We start from the raw sequence: 20,135 nt of genomic DNA, 5'->3' as shown, positions 1-20,135 counted from the left end.
GTATTAACATTATTAATAGCAATTCATATTTTCTTAACTCACTTCGCTAAATTCGAGGTAATTTACTTAAAGCTTTATGAGTTCGAATAAAATTCAGACCAAAAATACTTAACAACCCCTCTCATCATTCTTAGTACTCATGCGGTGTTATTTAAAGAACAAAAATTACACTAACATTACTCTTTATTATTTACACTTTCATGTTATAGTCAAATAAACAATAACATTACAATTAAGAGACTAAACATGACTAAAAAACTATTAACATTTGCCTTAGTATTAACAACGTTATTTTCTTTCAACAGCTATAGCGCTGATACTAAATTCAATAAAGACAAAGACCTACTATTATTAAACTTCGACCTTAAAACAGATGTAGATGATGTACACACCATAGCTGCACTAGATTTAATTTTACAATCTGATGAGTTTAGCAGCATCAATTATTATGCAATTAGCGGTACATACGGCATACAAGCCGGCTTGTATGTTCCTGCGGATAAGTTATTCAATATTGTATTTAATGAGAACTGGACTGACGCTCATCAATACAGACAAACATCGATTAATAGAACCATAAAAAAGATAAACAAAACATTATCTGAAAATGGTCGTGTTTGGATAACAGAAGCTGGGCAAAGTGACTTCACACAAGAACTATTAGAAGCGCTTACAGGGTTTGGGGTTAAATATACTAAAGACCAAATCATTGTTGTTCAGCACGCTACATGGAATGAGAATGAAACCAGTGTTGATGCATTAGCTTTTGCTAAAAAGCAAACAACCTACATTAAAATCGAAGACGGTAATAAAGAAGAGAATAGTTCGCCTGGTTTTAACAATAAAGATTATTCAGTTAAACAACTTGAAAATCCTCAACTTATTTCATCTAAAGCATGGATAGAAGCGAATAAGGTTAGCAAAAAATACAATGGTGTTAATGGTCGATATAACAATAAAAATATTGCTGATGGTGGTGCTGACTTTTCAGATCTTGTTGAAGTCACTTATATTTTAGATATAACAAATGTTGATACGGTTTCTGACTTTTTCGCAAAATTTAATAAAACCAATGCACTTAGCAAAAAGCATTAATGATCAACTAGAACGTGGAGACAATTATGAAAAAGAGTATTAATAAATTCAATGTCGCCAAGTCACTCTTCATTTTTACTGCTGCCCTATTTACCATAGTTAACGTATGTAAAGCAGAGACTTGGGAAACTGTAGAAACATCTAAAGAGTTTTCTGCTCGTCATGAAGCCGGCTTTGTAAAGTTTGATAATAAAGGTTATTTGATTGGCGGTAGAGGAATAAAACCTGTTGATGTATTTGATCCTAATAATTTAACTTGGCAAGCATTGGAGAAATCCCCGATTGAGCTACATCATTTTCAGCCTAGCGTGTGGCGAAATAAAATAGTGGTAGCAGGCGCTATGACAGGTGGTTATCCGGATGAGAAACCGGTTGAAAATATTTATTATTTTTATCCTAAAGAGAATAAATGGCAACAAGGTCCTGCTATTCCTAAAGCAAGGTTGAGAGGTAGTACAGTAGCTGTCATTAAAGACAATTCACTTTACCTTATTGGCGGCATAACTAATGGTCATCTTAGCGGCAATGTAAATTGGGTAGATCGTTATGACTTTCTAACAGATAAATGGACAGTACTTGCTGACGCTCCACATGCGCGAGATCACGCTCAAGGGTTAATGATAAATGATCATATTTATATCGCAGGTGGACGTCGTACTTTTGGTGACAATAAACAAGTATTTGAACTCGTTGAAGCCAAAGTCGATGTATTTGATATCACAACAAATAAGTGGCAAATAGCAGATAGTAAACTTCCTGTACCTAGAGCGGGGATTTCTTTATTCGCCCATGATACTGGTTTTATTGTGGTGGGTGGTGAAAGCGCAGATCCGACTAAAGCACACGAAGAAGTTCATCTTTTTGATATTCAAACACAAACGTGGAAAACTAAACAACCGCTAACTCAAGGCAGACATGGCAGTGGTGTAATTGAATTGAATGGATACTTATGGATAGCCTCTGGATCAGGAATGCAAGGTGGTTCGCCAGAGCTGAAATCAGTGGAACGTATCAAGCTTGATAAAGTGTTTAACTAGTCGAGATAAAAGATTACAAATATTTAAACTAAAGAATAATAGAAAGTAAGCGATAGTTTACTTTCTATTACCTACACATCAACGTTATTCAAATCAGTCTCCACTTATCCTATTAACCTTTCTTCAATTCCAGTTACATCAAACTAAATTTATCTTATTTAATCCTCAACCCAAATTTTAAGCTGACAGAGTTTTATCATTTACTACTGACAATGTATAAGCATGATACAAGCAACTTGACAGTATAAATTGGTTTGATGTATTTTAACTTATTGGCTTTACATTTACTTACACTAATCATTACCAATTACTTACTCAAACCTTAGTGAATAAGTTATAAATACAAATGATAGAAATCTTATAAACTTTCTCGGCTTTAATGAGTCCGAGTTAGAACTGAAGCTAATGTATATAATAAGTTTTCCTATTCAATTCATAATTAAAAACGCTTAAAGCATATTAAGCGCTAAATAACATAAAGAGAAAATGATGAAACATAACATATTAAAACAAGTAATAAGCTACGGCGCTATATTACCAATTTCAATATCTCTACTGGCATCTTGTTCTAGTACTGATATGACTTCATCAGATGCTGAAAAGTCAAACACGACGCAATCTATACCTGCTGATAAATTTGACCTATCTCACTGGAAAATGAATGTACCTGTAGATTTAAATAATGATAAAAAAATAGATACAATCACAGTAAAAGAAATGCAAACCTATTCACACCCTGACTTTTTCTATATTGATGAAAACGGTGGCATGGTATTTACGGCTCCTAACAAAGCAATAACTTCAGCTAACTCATCAAATACACGTAGCGAACTTCGTCAAATGCTTCGTGGAACAAATACTAAAATCAAAACAAGCTATGCTGGAAATAACTTCGCTATAGAAGCCCATCCTCTATCAGAACGTTTCGGTGCTATTGGCGGAAAAATGGAAGCTACATTAAAAGTAGACCATGTTGCACTACGTGCTATGAATCCACTAAAACCACCAGCCTTCTCTGTGGTTGTAGGCCAAATACATGCGGGTAAAGATAAAGCGCTAGTAGCAAAAAACCTAGGTTTTGGTTGGGGCAACGAGCCAATTAAGATCTACTACAAAAAATTCCCAGGGCATGACAATGGATCAGTTTTTTGGACTTATGAACGCAACCTACCTAAAACAGATGAAAATAGAACAGATATCGCTTACCCAGTTTGGGGTAACACATGGAGAAATGTAGATGAACCAGGAAGCGCTGGCATTGCACTTGGCGAAGAGTTCAGCTACACCATCAATGTAGATGGAAGCATAATGCATTTAACATTTACAGCTAAAGATAAACCAACAGTTAATTACTCAATTAACTTGGCTAATAACGTAGATGCTTATGGTGAAGTTGATACTAAAGACCATCCATTAGGTTACACAGCTGATTGGCTTTACTTTAAAGCTGGTGCATATAACCAATGTAGTACTAAAGACGCTCCAGGCATGTGGTATGCGGCTTGTTTAGGTACTGGCGATTGGAAAACAGATAAGAATAATGGTGATTACACTCAAGTAACATTTAGTAGATTAGAGTTAAGTGATTCTGTAAAACAGTAAAGAATATATCAGTGAGCAATCCATGTTAAATTATTTGGTTTGCCTTCATTGATAACTCAATCATTAGTATTATTTTATTAAAGCCAGTGACTTACTCACTGGCTTTTTTATACCCTTCAACTTGTTATTCCAACACTGCCCATCAGACATAGAGTTAGAGTTAAAGATATAGTGAGTTATATACTTAATTGCATAAGTTCTCTCACATAAACTTTAATTACATAATCTCTCTTATATAACCTCTCTTATACACTATCTAATCACAGAGCTTTGAACCAAACGACCTAAATCATATGAGTTCAAATATTGATTAAATAACGATAATTAAGTTAATGCTACAAAAAATAAAATGGGAATTCTGCGTCTAATTATAGATAGTATGACAACTATGCTTATTATTTTAGGTACCTGACTTCGGATTTATGAGTTTATTAGAAATAGCGACGCGAACAATAATGAAGATGAGTAAAAAACCTTTCTGATCCGAAAACTATACTAATCCAGAAATAAAAAAAGCACCGTTAATATCGGTGCTTTTGTTTATGTTTATGTTTATGTTAACTTTAATCAATTATTCAAAAGGTTACTTTAAAACTAAACGTTTTTTTGGACTGAAGAATAATTATAACCAGCTCATTTATTTATGACTATTTTCTAATTGATAGAAAGTCGCTTGAACATAGTCGTTTTCATCAGCTGTATTATTTTGATTATAAACACCAGCTTTAAAGTACATATACTGATCGTTGCGTTCATAGCCACTATTACTCATATCGACTTCTTGCACTACATCAGGCTTACCGTCTCTTATAATAGTTACCTTTAGTGAGTCACCATCAACTTCTACTCTATAGCTAAAGACTTCATCTAAACGAATACCGTCTTCATTATTTGTAGTATCACTTTTACGTGAACCAATAAGTTCATACCATTGCTCATCACTTTCTAAAGGTTCGTGCGCGATATAAATAGCACCATGCGTATTGGTTGGTAATTTCCGGTAATATATTCTTAAAGGTTCATCTTTAGTTGCATGTATTTGACCAATAACAACCCTGCCCAGCTTTTTAATATCACCAGTCGTTGTTACATGATTAACAGAAAGCGTTGCATCAAGTGTTCCATCAATACCACCTGATTTTCTCCGAATAGCGCTTCTAGAAGTACTAAAAACCCAATTGTTTTTAGAAATACCTTTCGTTTTGATACTGTTATCGCCCTCTCTCAACATCTCGCGTAATTCAGTACGAGTATATTTAGTATTCTCAGAGGTTTTAGGTCCCTCGGCAGGTGCATAAAACACCATACCGCCATCTTCAGCTGTATAAAACAAAGGTTTTATTGTTAACCCTTGAGAAACATAATTTTCAGGAACATTATCAGCAATCCCATCTTTATTAGTATCTACAGGTAAGCTTAAGCTCCATTGTTTTAAATTAAAGTTTTCAGCGGGGCTCAATGACGGATCTAATTTAATCACTTCACTACGGCTATTTTTAATTTCTTGTGCTTGCGCAATATTGTGCTGAACTATGCCCATAGCGATACATAAAACAAGTAAGACTTTAATAGGAGATAACATATATTTTTCCTTTTCTGCACTTCCAATGCATAAATAACAATTTAATGTTGGCTGCCTCATTAATATTAAAAAACCAGTAATTTTCATTACTGGTTTTATTAAAAGCTAATATTTTTATTTAACTAGTGTCCAAGTACTACTTATAAGTAGTATTAAACTCTTCAACACCTTTAGAATCGTTAATTACAGCACTTAATGCATCCTTACTAAAGGTTCACCAAATATAGTAAATACTTTATTCATTTTAATATTCACCGGGTCGCTATTTGTTACACCACTTATTTTTAATCTTAGCTTTTGATTCACTTTTAAATGAATTCCATCTAGACACTACGTAACACCTTACCAAAGTGCTAGACCAAAAAGAAGAGTAGAACAATAAACTGGTAATACATAAAGTAAAAAAGGATAAATAAGATAAAACGAATAACTTTAATATTTATTGTTTTATCTATTAGGTTTAACAGACTAATTAATCATGGCTATTATCTATTTTATAAAAGGTAGCTTGTACGTAATCCTTTTCTTCACCCGTATCATTTTGGTTATAAACACCGGCTTTGAAGTACATATACTCATTAGCAATGTCGTAACCACTGTTAGACATATCAATAATTTCAGTTAGATCTGCCTCACCATCACGAGTAAGAACGAAAGTCAGTGAATTACCTACTACCGTAATTTTATAACCAAAGCGTTCATTTAACTTGATGCCATTACTCGGATTAGAAGCACTTTGTGAACGTGTACCAATTATTTCGCGATAAGTATCATCTCCACCGCGTATTTCATGAGCCAGATAGATCGAGCCGTTCTCATTACTAGGTAATTTACGGTAATAAACACGAACTGGTTCATCATTATTTGCATGAATTTGACCAATGATTACTCGCCCTACCTGATTAGCGTCACCTGTTGTTGTAACATGGTTAACTGATAACTCAGCAACTAGTTCACCATCAACTCCACCCGCTTTATCTTGCTCACTTTGTGGCGCACTTGAAAATACCCAGTTATTAGCATTAACACCTTGAGTGCTAATACTTGTATTGCCTCTACGTAACATCTCTCTTAATTCGGTACGAGTATATTTAGTGTTTTCTGATGTTTTAGTGCCTTCAATTGGCGATCTAAAAACTAAACCGTTATCAAGGGAATTGAAAAAGTATTCTGAGTTGAAGTAATCATCATTTAAGTCATTCTCCCAAATACTTTCTGCTTTCGATGCCGTATCTTCATCAACAGGAATACTTAAATACCAATCGATTAACTCGATGTCTGACGTAACATCAGACTGACAACCAAAAGCTTCAACTTCAACAATGTTACTGCTGCTATCAACATTATTACCTGTCGTAATAATTTTAATATATTTAGCTGTAGTATCTGTTAGATCTGTAAATACACCTCTATCGGTAGACTCATCACTTAGCTCTGAAGTCGCAAGAGGAGTCCAAGTACTATTATCGGTCGATACTTCAATATCATAACTATAATTACGGCTATCTTCGTTTAACCAAGTGATAGATAAACCTTTAACTAAAGCTGCTTGTTCAAGTGTTAGGGTTAAAGACTGGTTCGTACTCGCTGTAGACCAGCGTGAAGTGCTGATAAAACTACCATCAATAGCATTACTTGCAGGATAACCAGCACTTGAGTCTGTAGCAATAGCACTGCTAAAAGGTAAAAAGGCAAGTCCACTACAAGTAATATCAGCTTGTGGCTCGCTCGTTTCTTCAACAGGAAGGTCTATTACAGGAACCTCAACAACTGGAGTTTCTGCTTCTACAGTAATTGCTGTACTTGAAGAACTAGGATCATCTGAAGAAGATGAACCGCAACCTGCAGCCAGTAACAATGGACATAAAAAAACAACTTTATAATTTATCAACACAACAACCCCAATCACTTTATATTTATAAGAATAATTAAATCTAGCTAATTAAATATGACCTTACTTAGCTATAAAAAATTTCAAATGGGTAATACAAACCTATATAACCTAAAATCAAATAGTGTAGTTACCAAATTAAAATCTCAGCGTAGATTCACTTAAAAGATATACAAAATCAATGTATTTTATTTAGAAAAGTGTTGAATAATGTTTGTCTTAGCATAGTAAAAACGAAAAAACCTAGATAACCAATTGGTTTACAAGCGTTATGATTTTATTTTAAATAAACTAGATATAATAAAAATTTGAGTAACTATTCACAAAAATATAATTTAAGCTTTTATAAATACAATGAATGAAAATAAATTAACGGCAGCTCCCTGCTTTATGTATTTAGGCAATCAATTTAGCCATGTAATTAGACCGTACTATAGAGCCATATATTAATAGTCTTATCCATGCAGGGCTTAAACTTCCTTAATATTTCCCTGAAAAAATGGTTGCGTGTTACAAAATAAATTCAAATCAAACTTCATCATTCACTCCCTCACTGTTGCTAAGCCAAAAATACAACAAAAGAATTAAAAAACAGAAGGATAAAATTCTCGGCCGCAAGCGACCGAGTTTCAAAACAAGTTCAGTGGATCGCTATTAATTTCTTTACCATCTAATTCGATTAACTGTTCTTGAACATATTTCCTGATAACTTCTTCTGTTGCGTTACCAATCGTTTCAACAAAAAAGCTTTGTGTCCATAATTTACCGCCCCAGAAATACTGCTTTTTAATTTCAGGATAAATTCTAAAAAACTCACGAGCAGTTATACTTTTAATTATTTGCATAACATCGCTTGGCGACTGTTTAGGGATCCCTCTAATAACCATATGAATATGGTCACTCGGAATTTCTAACTCTACGATATCAATATCGTAGTCATATCCTACTTTTTGAATAATTGCTTTCATTGTTGAACGATAAGGTTCAATGAAGACTTTGTGTCGATACTTTGGTATCCACACAAAGTGTGTACATTAATCTAAAGACATGATGTGTATTTCTTTGAAGTTCCATATGAAGAATAGCATTTACTGGGGTCCCCCCAGTATACACTATCCAGCACGGGGGCAAGCCCCCGAGATTTACGCTTCGCTAGTTAAATATAAATCCAACTATATATAAAAACAAGTTCCTTATGTTTTACTTATGTTTTCTGATTATTTTTTATCAACAACTTGCTTGCAATGTTACCGGGAACATTTTAAGCTAAATAAACTGACTAACTTGAGACGTACATGATGGAAATGATCAATAATCCAATATTAAAAGGCTTTCACCCAGATCCTGTTATCTGTAATAAAGGCGAAGATTATTATATTGCTACCTCAACGTTTGAATGGTTTCCGGGTGTTCGTATTTTTCATAGCACTGATTTCAAAAACTGGAGCTTAGTCGCGCAACCTTTAAACCGCGTTAGCCAATTAGATATGAATGGTATTCCGGATTCTGGTGGTGTTTGGGCACCTTGTCTAACATACAACGATGGTCTGTTTTGGCTAGTTTATTCCAATGTTAAGAGTGTTGATAGTCCTTGGAAATCTGGCGATAACTTCCTTGTTACGGCCGAAAATATTGAAGGTCCGTGGAGCGAACCAATCAAGTTAAAGTTTGGCGGTTTCGACCCTTCACTTTTCCATGATGAGTCCGGCAGAAAGTTTATGACTTACAGACAATGGGGACCTAGACACCACAGTAATCCACATAACAACATTATCATCCAAGAATACTTTCATGATGAACAGCGTTTATCGACCGACCGTAAAGTAATATTTGGCGGAACAGAACGTAAGTTAACTGAAGCTCCACATTTATATAAAGTTGATGACTTCTATTATTTATTGGTTGCTGAAGGCGGAACCCTTTATGACCATGCTGTAACAGTATTACGCAGTAAAAGTGTCTTTGGTCCATTTGAGTTACACCCAGATGAGACTATTTTAACTACCATTGATAACCCTGAAGCCCCTCTACAAAAAGCAGGACATGGGTCAATGATCAAAACCCATTCCAACGAATGGTATATGGTTTTTCTTGTGGGTCGCCCTCTTCCTGACACCATTAACATTGAAAATAACAAAATATCCGGTTACTGCCCGCTCGGCAGAGAAACCGCAATCGACAAAATAGAATGGCGAGATGGTTGGCCTTATGTTGTTGGTGGTTCTCAAACTAAGTTACAGGTTGAAGCGCCCAGCTTTTCTTCTCTTTTAACAAATACTTCAACAATTGAAACTCAATCATTATCAGAAGTTTTTATTGATAATTTTGATAGCAATACACTAAATCCAGAATGGCAAACTTTACGGGTTCCTTTTTGCTCAGAAATGGGAGCGCTAACAAATACACAATCTCATTTAAGACTGTTCGGGCAAGAGCCTTTAATTTCTCAGTTTCCCCAATCAACCGTTGGCTATAGATGGAAACATTTTGACTTCGACGCTAAAACCAAAGTGTCATTCTCACCCAACAATGAACAACAAAATGCAGGTATAGCTTGTTATTACAATACTAAAAACTGGGTCTACTGCTTCGTTGAGTTAGATGAAAACCTTGGTACTCGATGCCTGCGAATTATTCAAGTCGATAAAGGCGAAGCGACTTACTACTTTTACGATAAACCTATAATGATTCCCGACTCTGTTACCTATATATCATTAAAGGTGGCTGTATGCGGTAGTTCATTAATGTTCGAATATTCATTCGATGATGTGACTTGGCAAGGGATAGAAATTGTATTTGATGCTTGGAAACTTTCAGACGACTACATAAAAGGTAAAGGTTTTTTTACTGGCGCGTTTGTCTGTTTACATTGTTCAGATCAAAGTGGTGAAGGTGTCTTTGCAGACTTCCATCATTTTGAATATGTCCCTCATCTTTAAATTAATCTACATAAGAAACCTTATAATGAAATTAAATAAAAACCACCGTTTCCGTTCGCAAGATTGGTTTGATAACAAAGAGCATATCGATCTAACCGCTTTATATTTAGAGCGTTTTATGAATTACGGTATAACGCCAGAAGAGCTACGTTCAGGCAAACCTATAATTGGTATCGCTCAATCAGGTAGTGATCTAGCGCCGTGTAATCGTATTCATCTTGAATTAACAAAACGAGTAAAAGATGGCGTACGCGCTGCAGGTGGAATTCCAATAGAATTTCCAGCGCATCCAATATTTGAAAACTGCCGACGTCCTACAGCTGCTCTTGATCGAAACTTAGCTTATTTAGGTTTGGTAGAAATATTATTTGGCTACCCAATTGATGCCGTTGTCCTAACAACAGGTTGTGATAAAACAACACCTTCAAGTTTAATGGCAGCTTCAACAGTAGATATTCCAGCTATCGTCTTATCAGGCGGACCAATGCTTGATGGCTGGCATGACGGTGAATTAGTGGGCTCAGGCACTGTAATTTGGCGTTCAAGAAAACGCTTAGCCGCTGGTGAAATTGATGAGACCGAATTTCTCAACATCGCTATGGATTCAGCTCCATCAGCAGGTCACTGTAATACCATGGGTACCGCATTAACCATGAACTCAGTAGCTGAAGCTTTAGGTATGTCTTTAACCGGTTGTGCCGCAATACCAGCACCTTATAAAGAAAGAGGTCAAATGGCCTATCGTACTGGCGTTCGTATTGTTGAAATGGCTTACGAAGATCTAACTCCTTCTAAAGTACTAACCCGCGAAACCTTTATTAATTCCATGAAAGTTATTTCAGCGATTGGCGGCTCGACCAATGCACAACCACACCTTATGGCAATGGCACGACATGCTGGAGTTGAAATAACCGCTGAAGATTGGAATGAACTTGCACGCCCAATTCCCTTACTTGCCAATGTTCAACCCGCAGGTGAATACTTAGGTGAGCGTTTTCATAGAGCAGGTGGTGTTCCTGCCATCATGTGGGAATTGTTAAATGCCAAGGAAATAAACGGCGATGTACTCACGGTTACAGGTAAAACCTTAGCTGATAACTTATTAAATTTACCAAAAACTGACAGAGAAGTTATAAAGCCATTTGCTGAACCTATGCTAAAAGACGCTGGTTTTGCTGTGTTCTCAGGTAACTTTTTCGACTTCGCCATCATGAAAACTAGCGTTATATCACCTGAATTTAGTCAACGATTTCTTTCAGAAAAAGGTAACGAAGGTGTATTTGATGCACGTGCGATAATTTTTGAAGATTCTGAAGATTATCATCAACGTATTAATGACCCACAACTTAATATAGATGCAAGTTGCATACTTGTTATACGCGGCGCAGGTCCTATTGGTTGGCCTGGTTCGGCAGAAGTTGTCAACATGCAGCCACCTGATTATTTAATTAAACAAGGTATTACGAGCTTACCAACTTTAGGTGACGGACGTCAGTCAGGTACATCAGACAGCCCTTCTATTTTACATGTTTCACCAGAAAGCTCTGTTGGCGGTGGCTTAGCCTATTTACAAACAGGCGATATGCTGCGGATAGATATGAACAAAGGAACTTGTAACGTATTGCTACCCGAAGGTGTATTTGAAAGTCGCAAATCCACAACGCCACTTGCGCCTCCTAAATCACAAACACCTTGGCAAGAAATTTACCGCGATACCGTGGGAGATTTATCACAAGGAGCCGTTATTGAACTCGCCACTAAGTATCAGGGGATCTCTAAAAAGCTTCCAAGACACAATCATTAAAACGCAAAAGTTTTAACGACTACTCAGCCAAAATTTAGGTGTTGTCCTAAAAATTAAACGGGTGCTTTAAAGCACTGGTTTGGCTAAGTAATGTTAATCATTAAACATTTAACTCAGAACACATAGAAGATAATTAATATGCAATTAAATGACTATTTACCATCAGACCAATATGCTGGCACCTTAATCGGACGAGCTTGGGTTCCACAAAACGCTAGTGAAAATACTAAAACAGTTGCGGGGCCTTCACCTGTTTGGATAAACGACTCGAATGTTTATGATCTTTCTTCATTAGCACCAACGTGTTCTGACTTACTCAATAACGGTGTTACTAAACAACAACTATTATCTGGTGGCTTTCCTATTATTGGCAGTGTTGAAACACTAATAGCAAACTCAATTAACCACCCTTGTAATACAGACTATTTACACCTGTTAGCGCCATTCGATTTACAAGCAATAAAAGCTTGCGGCGTTACTTTTGTTTGTTCAATGATTGAAAGAGTGATTGAAGAAAAAGCCGGCGGTGATCCGCTAGTCGCTAAAAAAATTCGTTCTAAAATAGACGAAACCATAGGTTCAAGCATTGAAAACCTAATACCGGGCTCGCCTGAAGCGCTAGAGCTAAAAGAAGTATTAATCAAAGAAAACATGTGGTCTCAATATCTAGAAGTAGGTATTGGTCCATATGCTGAAGTATTTACTAAATCTCAATCACTTTCTTCCGTAGGGCTTGGTGCACAAGTAGGATTACACCCTATTTCAAGCTGGAATAATCCAGAGCCAGAAGTTGTACTTGCAGTAAACAATCAGGGACAAATTGTCGGTGCTACCTTAGGTAACGATGTTAACTTACGTGACGTTGAAGGCAGAAGCGCCCTACTTTTAGGTAAAGCAAAAGACAATAATGCATCATGCTCTATTGGACCTTTCATTCGTTTGTTTGATGAAACTTTTAGCCTTGAAGATGTTAAGTCAACACAAGTAACCCTGACTGTAAAAGGTGAAGACGGCTACGTACTTGAAGCCACAAACGACATGACACAAATTAGTCGTGATGTGGAGGATCTTGTCGCACAAACTTATTCAAAATCTCATCAATACCCTGACGGGTTTGCTTTATTCACTGGCACCTTATTCACCCCAACTCAAGATCGTGATGAACCCAACATGGGCTTTACACACAAAATTAACGACTGTGTTGTTATATCTGCAAGCAAACTTGGCTCTCTACAAAACAATGTGCATTTTTCTGATCAAATTCCACCGTGGGAATTTGGTATTAGCTCGCTGATTAAAAACCTTGCTCAACGTAACCTTATTTAACTGAACCTAATTTAGGAATATCCAACTTATGTACAAGCTCACACAAAACTCGTCTATCGCCGGCAATTGGATTTCTCCAACAGGAGAAGCTTTTCAAGCACAAAATCCAGCAACACAAGAACTCCTTGCTGAACATAAAAACTGTTTAGAAAGTGACGTGAATTCAGCCATGAAAGCAGCTCAACAAGCTTTCCCTGCATTTAGTCAACTTTCACCGGCAGATCACGCTAACTTTCTAATCGCTATAGCAGAAGAAATTGAAGCTTTAGGTGATCAACTACTTGAGGTTTGTAACCAAGAAACAGGACTAGGCTTACCTAGATTAACAGGCGAGCGAGGCCGTACCACAGGACAAATTAAAGCTTTCGCAGAAATAGTAAAAAATGCTAGCTGGGTACAAGCAAGTATTGATACAGCTGAGCCTGAACGTGCCCCTTTACCTAAGCCAGACTTACGTAAAATACTTAAGCCTATAGGCCCAGTTGCTGTGTTTGGTGCGTCTAACTTCCCTTTTGCTTTCGGTACATTAGGTGGCGACACCATATCGGCGCTTGCTGCTGGTAATCCTGTGGTAGTTAAAGGTCATCCTTCGCATCCAGCAACCAATGAGCTTTTTGCTTATGCTATTGGTAAAGCCATTTCACGTTGTGAACTTCCACAAGGTGTTTTCTCTTTATTACAAGGTAACACCATCCCTTTATCTGTTCAGCTTGTTTGTCATCCGTTAACTGAAGCCGTAGGTTTTACAGGCTCTTTAAGTGGTGGTCGAGCAATAATGGATGCCGCAGCTAAACGAGCTAAACCTATTCCTGTGTTTGCAGAAATGGGTAGCGTTAATCCTATGTTTTTTACAAATAACGTACTTGCTCAATCAGGCGAGTCATTGGCTAAAGCCCTTGCTGATTCTGTTTGTATGGGAACTGGACAATTTTGTACATCCCCTGGTGTCATTGTTATTCAAATGAACGACAGTTTTGTAAACACCTTAGCAGAAAGCATGAGTGCTAACGCTAAAGGTACCATGCTAAATGCAGGTATCGGACAGGCATTTTTAAAAGGTATTGAACAGCTTATAGCAACAGGTGAAGTTGAATGGGTTAATCAAGCACAAGAAAACCTAGAGTCGTCAATCAATAATGCATTACAGCCGCCAAATGTAGTTTTAAAAACGAGTGCTCAAGCCTTTTTACAAAACACACAACTTCAACATGAAGTATTTGGTCCTGCAACCTTAGTGGTTGAATGTGACGATGATGCACAATTTGCACAAATAGCCTCAGCTTTCGAAGGAAACTTAACCGCAACCATTCACGCAACGGATAAAGATACCTACTTAGTAAAACAACTGGTAACGCTTCTTGAGCAAAAGGTTGGCCGTATAATTTTCAATGGTTTCCCTACCGGTGTAGAAGTTTGTGGCTCGCAGCAACATGGTGGCCCATACCCGGCTTCTTCTAATGCCTCAACAACCAGTGTAGGTATCGATGCAATACACCGATTTACTCGTGTTGTTGCTTATCAAAACACGCCGGAACAACTTTTACCTGCAGAACTACAAAACGTTAATCCGTACAAGATTGTACGTCGTGTGAATGGTGAGTTTTCATCGCAATCAATCTAAAGCAAAGATTAAACACAACATTAGTAAATAAAAGTTAAGTGAAATAAGAAGTTAAGGAAAAGTATGTCTAACGTCGAATTAGTCCATCAAAGCCATTGTCGTATTGGCGAAGCTGTTATTTGGTCTGTTGCAGAACAAGCCATTTATTGGAGTGATATTTTAGGTAATAAAGTTTACCGATATAAACCTTTGTTAAATGAAAAAGGTACAACCGATTGCTGGCCTGTAAAACAAAACATTACCAGTATAGGTTTTACAGCTAACAATACATTAGTTGGCACTCTCTACGATGGTTTTTACGCGTTAGACATTATTAACGATTCACATACAAAAATAAGCGCGCCAAACATAGATTACACAGCCATTCGCTTTAACGATGGTGCTGTTGATACTCATGGTAAATATTGGTCAGGCACCATGCATACCGATGATCCTATGCATAATGCCCTTGGCGCACTATATCGTTTTGATGAAGCGGGAAGTTCTAGCTTACAAGATGAAAACTACCACTGCACCAACGGTCCATGTTTTACCAGTGATGGAAGTGTTATATATCACACAGATACATTAATCCGTCAAAAAGTATATCGCTGTCAACTGGATAAGAATGGCAATCTAATCAGTCGTTCAACCTTCATACATTTCGATAAAGAAGGTACTTACCCTGATGGTATGTGTTTAGACAAAGACGAAAACCTTTGGGTAGCACTTTGGGGCGGTTGGGGAGTTAATCAATACTCGCCAGATGGCACCTTACTGCAACACATCAAACTACCCGTCGCACAAGTGACTAAATGTATTTTTGGCGGCGAAAATTTAGATACTTTATACATCACCACAGCATCTGAATATCTATCTGATGAAGACCGAACAAATCAGCCTTTAGCTGGCTGTTTATTTTCATATAAAACCAATACCCAAGGTAAAGCTGAAAACCTATACCTGGATTCAGGTCAGAACTTACGCCCTAACTCATACAATAACAAAGGAGATAAATAATGAATATTAAAACACCATTATCTAACTTGCTTAACACACCAATAAAAGCATTGTATTTAACATTAACTGTTACTTTGATTTCTGCGTGTTCATCATTAAATGATCCTGTAAAAACAGGAGAAATTCAACGTTCAACAGCTACAAATAAGAACATTCAATCAGGCATAGTCAGCTTCGAAAATACACATAAGACACCTTACGAAGCGAGTGTTTTTCATACCTATTTTTATGGGGAAACTATAGGTACTAAAGACACCATTGTCGGCTTAGCCGTTATAGAAGCAAATAACGAAATTCATCCACCTCATCAACATGCTGAAGAAGAGTATTTATACATAGTAGAAGGCTCTGGAGAATGGACGTTAAATGGCGTTAAAACTCCCGCTAAAAAAGGCGATGTATTGTATGTAGCACCTTGGGATGTACATGGCATATTTAATACCGGCAAAGTACCTATGAAGTTTTTTATTACTAGGGCAAGCAGTAAAGGTGTGGAAATAAAACCTCCAATAGCGTCATCAACAACAGATAAAAAATAACATCAAAGCCACATCTAAATCTCTACCTAAAACATAACGTACATACATTATAAAAATAAAAAGTAATAAATAGGAAAAGAAATGAAGTTAACCATCAAAGAAAAAATAGCCTACGGACTCGGGGATACCGGCAGCAATATAGTGTTCCAAGTTGTTATCGCCTTTATGATGTTTTTCTATACCGATGTATTTGGTATTACCGCAGCAGAAGCCGGCACATTAATGTTAGTTGTACGCGCGTTCGATGCAATTACTGACCCTTTAATGGGAGCACTGGCAGATAGAACTAAATCGCGTTGGGGTCGTTATCGCCCATATTTATTATGGATGGCAATTCCTTTTACCTTACTCACAATTGTTGCTTTCATAACACCTGATACAACACATGCTAACAAACTCATATACGCTTACATCACCTATTCTTTAATGATGCTAGCTTATACAGCTGTGAACATTCCTTACTCAGCATTAGGCGGAATACTAACAACAGATATTCAAGAAAGAGCCTCAGTTCAAGCTTGGCGTTTTGCTATGGCTAAAGCTGGTGGGCTTATCGTTGCCATGCTCACGCTGCCTTTAGTCGCTTACTTTGGTCAAGGAGATGAACAACTCGGTTTCTCACTCGCGATGACGGTATTATCGTTAGTTGCCATGGCGTGTTTTATTGCTTGTTTCGCTTTTACCAAAGAGCGAGCTCAAGAAGTAGTAACCAACGTACCTATTAAAACCGATATATTTGCTGTTCTAAAAAATGATCAATGGCGTGTACTAGCGTTAGTTACTTTTGTGGTACTTATTACTGTTGCTATGCGCGGTGGTGTTATGGCGTATTACGTAACGTATTATTTAAAGCACGAAGAACTCGTCAGCTTATTTATTACCGCCAGCATGTTTGGAGGGATATTAGGGGCATTTATGTCTAACTGGGCAATACGTTATGTTTGTAAAGTTAAACTGATGAAAATAGCCTGCATGGGCATCGCAATAACGAGCACTATGCTTTACTTTGTTCCTGCAGATAAAGTGTACTTAGCGCTATCAATTACCTTAGTTACCCAGTTTTTCCACATGATATTTATTCCATTACTTTTTTCTTCTGTACCCGACACCGTTGATTACAGTATCAAAAACACAGGTAACGGACCTATGGCAATGAGTGTTTCTGGTCACTTACTTAGCTTAAAATTTGGTATAGCTATAGGTGGAGCACTAACGGGTTGGATGCTTGCTGGTTATGGTTACCAAGCCAATGTTGAACAAACACAATCATCACTCGATGGTATTATTATTATTTTTGCAGCAAGCCCAGCAATTGGTGCATTAGTCGCTTATGGATTACTGCATTTCTATAAGCTAGATTATAAATGGTCACTAACAATGAAAAACAATGAGACTGTATAACCTATGAAATTATTAATGTGGATAGACTCTTCACTGATGGACATAGCTGCCAACTTCAAATTACACGAATATGCAGGTAATCGAGATGTGCTTATTACAACAGATATCGATCTCGTGTTAAAAAGTGCAGCAGAAATAGATATTGTTTTAGGCGACTTTCCAAGAGAACATTTATATTCTCTACCTAAGTTAATATGGTTTCAACAATTTGGAACCGGCGTAGAATGGCTTAGTGAACACCCTTATTTAATTAAAGCTCCGTTTGTTTTAACCAATTGTTCAGACGATCATCACGATGTTGTGGCTGATCACTTAATGGCGCTTATGTTATCGGTTACACGCAATATTCCTCAGTTTGTTAATAGCCAAAGTAAAAATCAATGGCAGCCAACCAGCTTAACCAAGTGTGAAAACCTGTTTCAACTTAAAGGTAAAACAGTATTAGTGGTAGGTATTGGTTCTGTTGGTTTAGCTATTATTAAACGCTTAGTGCCCTTTGGAGTAAAGATTATCGGCGTACGCAAAAACATAACCAAAAGTGTCGAACACGTAAGTAAATTGTATAGCGTTGATGAACTTAATATAGCGGCGAAAGAAGCCAATATTGTTGTAACTTCCTTACCCAAAACAGATGAAACTTCTGATCTTTTTAACGAAGCGTTTTTTAATACATTACCCTCTCCTAGCTTCTTCTTTAATATTGGTCGTGGAAACGCAGTTGACGAAACAGCCTTGATCAATGCTCTGGAAACCGGAAAGCTAAACGGCGCAGGAATCGATGTAACCATTGAAGAACCGCTCAACAAAGAATCAGCGCTTTGGACAACACCGAACCTATTAATTACGCCTCATGTGGGTGGTACCTACAACGATGTAATGAAAACCTGGAGAGATGTAGCGTTAGACAACTTACGCTTGTACCAAGAAGGTGCTGAATTACGGAATATAGTGGATAAAAAGTCTGGTTATTAATTTATACACTTTAATAGCTTAACCACTTAAATAAGGTTAGCGATGTATTGACTGAAAAACGGTCTATCGTTAACCTTTATCAATTAAAATACTCTCACGAAAACTCCTCTCACCAACATCTTTGAGCCTAAATAAAAGTAAAATAAACATAAAAAACTATTATTCTCTTTGCTCTAATAAAAGCATAAAGGGAAATAAGCCGATAACTTTACCGCTTACACTTGATGAGTATTTCCCATAAATAAATTTTTCTTATTGCCAGTAATACCTTAGGCAGCTTAATATACCTTTAGTCATATAAAATTCAGCAATGAATGCAGTTTAATATGACATTCAAAATAATCATTAAATAAAAAGGATAGTATTTATGAACGTAAAATTGATCTCGTGTGCAGCCCTAGTTAGCTTGTTTTTATCAGGGTGTGCATCAGTTGCATCCTCATCAGTTCCTTATGTAGAAACCGGTAAACAAGTTACAGGTTCTATCTACATGACCACAGCTACAGTTCCAGAAAGCGTAGGTTATACCGTTATTGGGCATGTTAAGGCAAACGATCGCCAAGGCTATGCAAAAGTAGAATCGCTATATCCAATGCTTGCTGAAGAAGCGAGAAAAGTTGGCGCAAATGCCGTTATAAACGTTCAGGGCGGCAGAACAGTTGCTGCATTTTCTTGGGCTGCCCCTTTTGTTGGTGGTACTGCAATTAAAATTGACGACGTAAGTAAACTAGAAAGCTATAAAGGCAAAGTTCAGTAAAAAGTTGATAACCCAAAGGAGAAAACATGAACGATGAAATAATAGAAAATGAACCAACCAATACGAATTCAGCCAAAATGGTATATATACTTTATTTGGTAGGACTGTTCTTTGGTATAACAGGTATCATTGGTGTAGTTATGGCTTACATCAATAAAGACGGTGCCCCTGAATGGTTAAAAACTCATTATCAGTTTCAGATAAGAACATTTTGGATTGGCGCACTTTATTTAGTACTAGGTTCTATATTGTCGCTAATTATCGTTGGCTGGTTTGTTCTTTTATTTTGGGTCGTTTGGTTAATTATTCGCTCAGTAAAAGGTATGAAAGCACTTGATGCTAATAGAGCGGTTGAAGATCCAGAACGTTGGATGTTTTAATAACGAATGAGTGAATGTTAGGGTTTAATTTTTAGTACATTACTTTAAATAGTTTACAAACCTAATACTAACTGCATTATAAACGAGCAGCTAGCTTTGATTGTGATTAACGAGAAAAGCTAGCTGTAACTGACAGATTAATCGACGAGTTATGTTTTAATAGTTCGATATAAAAATCTTATAAAAACGA

General features: G+C 36.8%; 16 protein-coding genes. 13 read left to right on the top strand and 3 right to left on the bottom strand.

The annotated features are described in order from the left end of the window. Positions 1-246 precede the first annotated feature (246 nt). From ACPUVN_RS05130 to ACPUVN_RS05120, 3 genes are all read left to right on the top strand, one after another. Positions 247-1,095: a hypothetical protein gene (locus tag ACPUVN_RS05130; protein ID WP_426370110.1), complete on the top strand. Its 849-nt coding sequence runs from the start codon at positions 247-249 to the stop codon at positions 1,093-1,095. A gap of 26 nt (positions 1,096-1,121) precedes the next feature. Continuing rightward, positions 1,122-2,132 carry a Kelch repeat-containing protein gene (locus tag ACPUVN_RS05125; protein WP_426357698.1) on the top strand — a complete coding sequence of 337 codons (1,011 nt, stop codon included), beginning with the start codon at positions 1,122-1,124 and terminating at the stop codon, positions 2,130-2,132. 489 nt (positions 2,133-2,621) lie between these two features. After that, a complete protein-coding gene (locus ACPUVN_RS05120) occupies positions 2,622-3,734 on the top strand; it encodes a polysaccharide lyase family 7 protein (RefSeq protein WP_426357699.1) in 1,113 nt (370 codons plus the stop codon). 637 nt (positions 3,735-4,371) lie between these two features. Here ACPUVN_RS05120 and ACPUVN_RS05115 read toward each other — a convergent pair. The 3 genes from ACPUVN_RS05115 to tnpA form a co-directional block, all read right to left on the bottom strand. After that, the gene (locus ACPUVN_RS05115) at positions 4,372-5,316 is read right to left on the bottom strand and encodes a polysaccharide lyase family 7 protein (protein WP_426357700.1); all 945 of its coding nucleotides are present in this window, start codon (positions 5,314-5,316) and stop codon (positions 4,372-4,374) included. A 472-nt stretch (positions 5,317-5,788) separates the two neighbouring features. Next, positions 5,789-7,207, bottom strand: a complete 1,419-nt coding sequence (locus ACPUVN_RS05110; protein ID WP_426357701.1) for a polysaccharide lyase family 7 protein — start codon at positions 7,205-7,207, stop codon at positions 5,789-5,791. Positions 7,208-7,836: 629 nt separating this feature from the next. After that, positions 7,837-8,229, bottom strand: coding sequence for an IS200/IS605 family transposase (gene tnpA / locus ACPUVN_RS05105; RefSeq protein WP_426370109.1), 393 nt, complete (start codon positions 8,227-8,229; stop codon positions 7,837-7,839). 273 nt (positions 8,230-8,502) lie between these two features. Between tnpA and ACPUVN_RS05100 the strand changes: the two genes are divergently transcribed. The 10 genes from ACPUVN_RS05100 (at position 8,503) to ACPUVN_RS05055 (ending at position 19,945) form a co-directional block, all read left to right on the top strand. After that, positions 8,503-10,146: a glycoside hydrolase family 43 protein gene (locus tag ACPUVN_RS05100; RefSeq protein WP_426357703.1), complete on the top strand. Its 1,644-nt coding sequence runs from the start codon at positions 8,503-8,505 to the stop codon at positions 10,144-10,146. Positions 10,147-10,171: 25 nt separating this feature from the next. Further along, positions 10,172-11,950: an IlvD/Edd family dehydratase gene (locus ACPUVN_RS05095; protein ID WP_426370108.1), complete on the top strand. Its 1,779-nt coding sequence runs from the start codon at positions 10,172-10,174 to the stop codon at positions 11,948-11,950. 138 nt (positions 11,951-12,088) lie between these two features. After that, entirely contained in the window at positions 12,089-13,276 is a 1,188-nt protein-coding gene (locus tag ACPUVN_RS05090; RefSeq protein ID WP_426357705.1) for a fumarylacetoacetate hydrolase family protein, read from the top strand. A gap of 28 nt (positions 13,277-13,304) precedes the next feature. Further along, on the top strand, positions 13,305-14,897 hold the full coding sequence (locus ACPUVN_RS05085) for an aldehyde dehydrogenase (NADP(+)) (RefSeq protein WP_426370107.1): 1,593 nt from the start codon (positions 13,305-13,307) through the stop codon (positions 14,895-14,897). 63 nt (positions 14,898-14,960) lie between these two features. Then, a complete protein-coding gene (locus tag ACPUVN_RS05080) occupies positions 14,961-15,896 on the top strand; it encodes an SMP-30/gluconolactonase/LRE family protein (protein WP_426370106.1) in 936 nt (311 codons plus the stop codon). Next, positions 15,896-16,435, top strand: coding sequence for a cupin domain-containing protein (locus ACPUVN_RS05075; RefSeq protein WP_426357708.1), 540 nt, complete (start codon positions 15,896-15,898; stop codon positions 16,433-16,435). The genes ACPUVN_RS05080 and ACPUVN_RS05075 overlap by 1 nt, the downstream gene beginning before the upstream one ends. Before the next feature lie 81 nt (positions 16,436-16,516). After that, positions 16,517-17,836 carry a glycoside-pentoside-hexuronide (GPH):cation symporter gene (locus ACPUVN_RS05070; RefSeq protein WP_426357709.1) on the top strand — a complete coding sequence of 440 codons (1,320 nt, stop codon included), beginning with the start codon at positions 16,517-16,519 and terminating at the stop codon, positions 17,834-17,836. Positions 17,837-17,839: 3 nt separating this feature from the next. Then, positions 17,840-18,808, top strand: a complete 969-nt coding sequence (locus ACPUVN_RS05065; RefSeq protein ID WP_426370105.1) for a D-2-hydroxyacid dehydrogenase — start codon at positions 17,840-17,842, stop codon at positions 18,806-18,808. A 367-nt stretch (positions 18,809-19,175) separates the two neighbouring features. Continuing rightward, positions 19,176-19,565 (top strand): hypothetical protein, encoded by a 390-nt coding sequence (locus ACPUVN_RS05060; protein WP_426357712.1) that lies wholly within the window; start codon positions 19,176-19,178, stop codon positions 19,563-19,565. Between the two features lie 26 nt (positions 19,566-19,591). Beyond that, entirely contained in the window at positions 19,592-19,945 is a 354-nt protein-coding gene (locus ACPUVN_RS05055) for a DUF4870 family protein (protein ID WP_426357713.1), read from the top strand. Positions 19,946-20,135 lie beyond the last annotated feature (190 nt).

It is taken from the genome of Pseudocolwellia antarctica (assembly GCF_049933045.1).
GTDB lineage: Bacteria > Pseudomonadota > Gammaproteobacteria > Enterobacterales > Alteromonadaceae > Pseudocolwellia.
The sequence above is the reverse complement of the archived record's forward strand: the minus strand, read 5'-3'. Positions and strand labels throughout refer to the sequence as shown.

Excerpts from the sequence above, each read along its gene's own strand:
- ACPUVN_RS05090 (WP_426357705.1), top strand. The coding sequence starts at position 12,089 with ATGCAATTAAATGACTATTTACCATCAGACCAATATGCTGGCACCTTA.
- ACPUVN_RS05070 (WP_426357709.1), top strand. The coding sequence starts at position 16,517 with ATGAAGTTAACCATCAAAGAAAAAATAGCCTACGGACTCGGGGATACC.
- ACPUVN_RS05080 (WP_426370106.1), top strand. The coding sequence starts at position 14,961 with ATGTCTAACGTCGAATTAGTCCATCAAAGCCATTGTCGTATTGGCGAA.
- ACPUVN_RS05095 (WP_426370108.1), top strand. The coding sequence starts at position 10,172 with ATGAAATTAAATAAAAACCACCGTTTCCGTTCGCAAGATTGGTTTGAT.
- ACPUVN_RS05075 (WP_426357708.1), top strand. The coding sequence starts at position 15,896 with ATGAATATTAAAACACCATTATCTAACTTGCTTAACACACCAATAAAA.
- ACPUVN_RS05055 (WP_426357713.1), top strand. The coding sequence starts at position 19,592 with ATGAACGATGAAATAATAGAAAATGAACCAACCAATACGAATTCAGCC.
- ACPUVN_RS05125 (WP_426357698.1), top strand. The coding sequence starts at position 1,122 with ATGAAAAAGAGTATTAATAAATTCAATGTCGCCAAGTCACTCTTCATT.
- ACPUVN_RS05115 (WP_426357700.1), bottom strand. The coding sequence starts at position 5,316 with ATGTTATCTCCTATTAAAGTCTTACTTGTTTTATGTATCGCTATGGGC.
- ACPUVN_RS05065 (WP_426370105.1), top strand. The coding sequence starts at position 17,840 with ATGAAATTATTAATGTGGATAGACTCTTCACTGATGGACATAGCTGCC.
- ACPUVN_RS05130 (WP_426370110.1), top strand. The coding sequence starts at position 247 with ATGACTAAAAAACTATTAACATTTGCCTTAGTATTAACAACGTTATTT.
- ACPUVN_RS05100 (WP_426357703.1), top strand. The coding sequence starts at position 8,503 with ATGATGGAAATGATCAATAATCCAATATTAAAAGGCTTTCACCCAGAT.
- ACPUVN_RS05060 (WP_426357712.1), top strand. The coding sequence starts at position 19,176 with ATGAACGTAAAATTGATCTCGTGTGCAGCCCTAGTTAGCTTGTTTTTA.
- ACPUVN_RS05085 (WP_426370107.1), top strand. The coding sequence starts at position 13,305 with ATGTACAAGCTCACACAAAACTCGTCTATCGCCGGCAATTGGATTTCT.
- ACPUVN_RS05120 (WP_426357699.1), top strand. The coding sequence starts at position 2,622 with ATGAAACATAACATATTAAAACAAGTAATAAGCTACGGCGCTATATTA.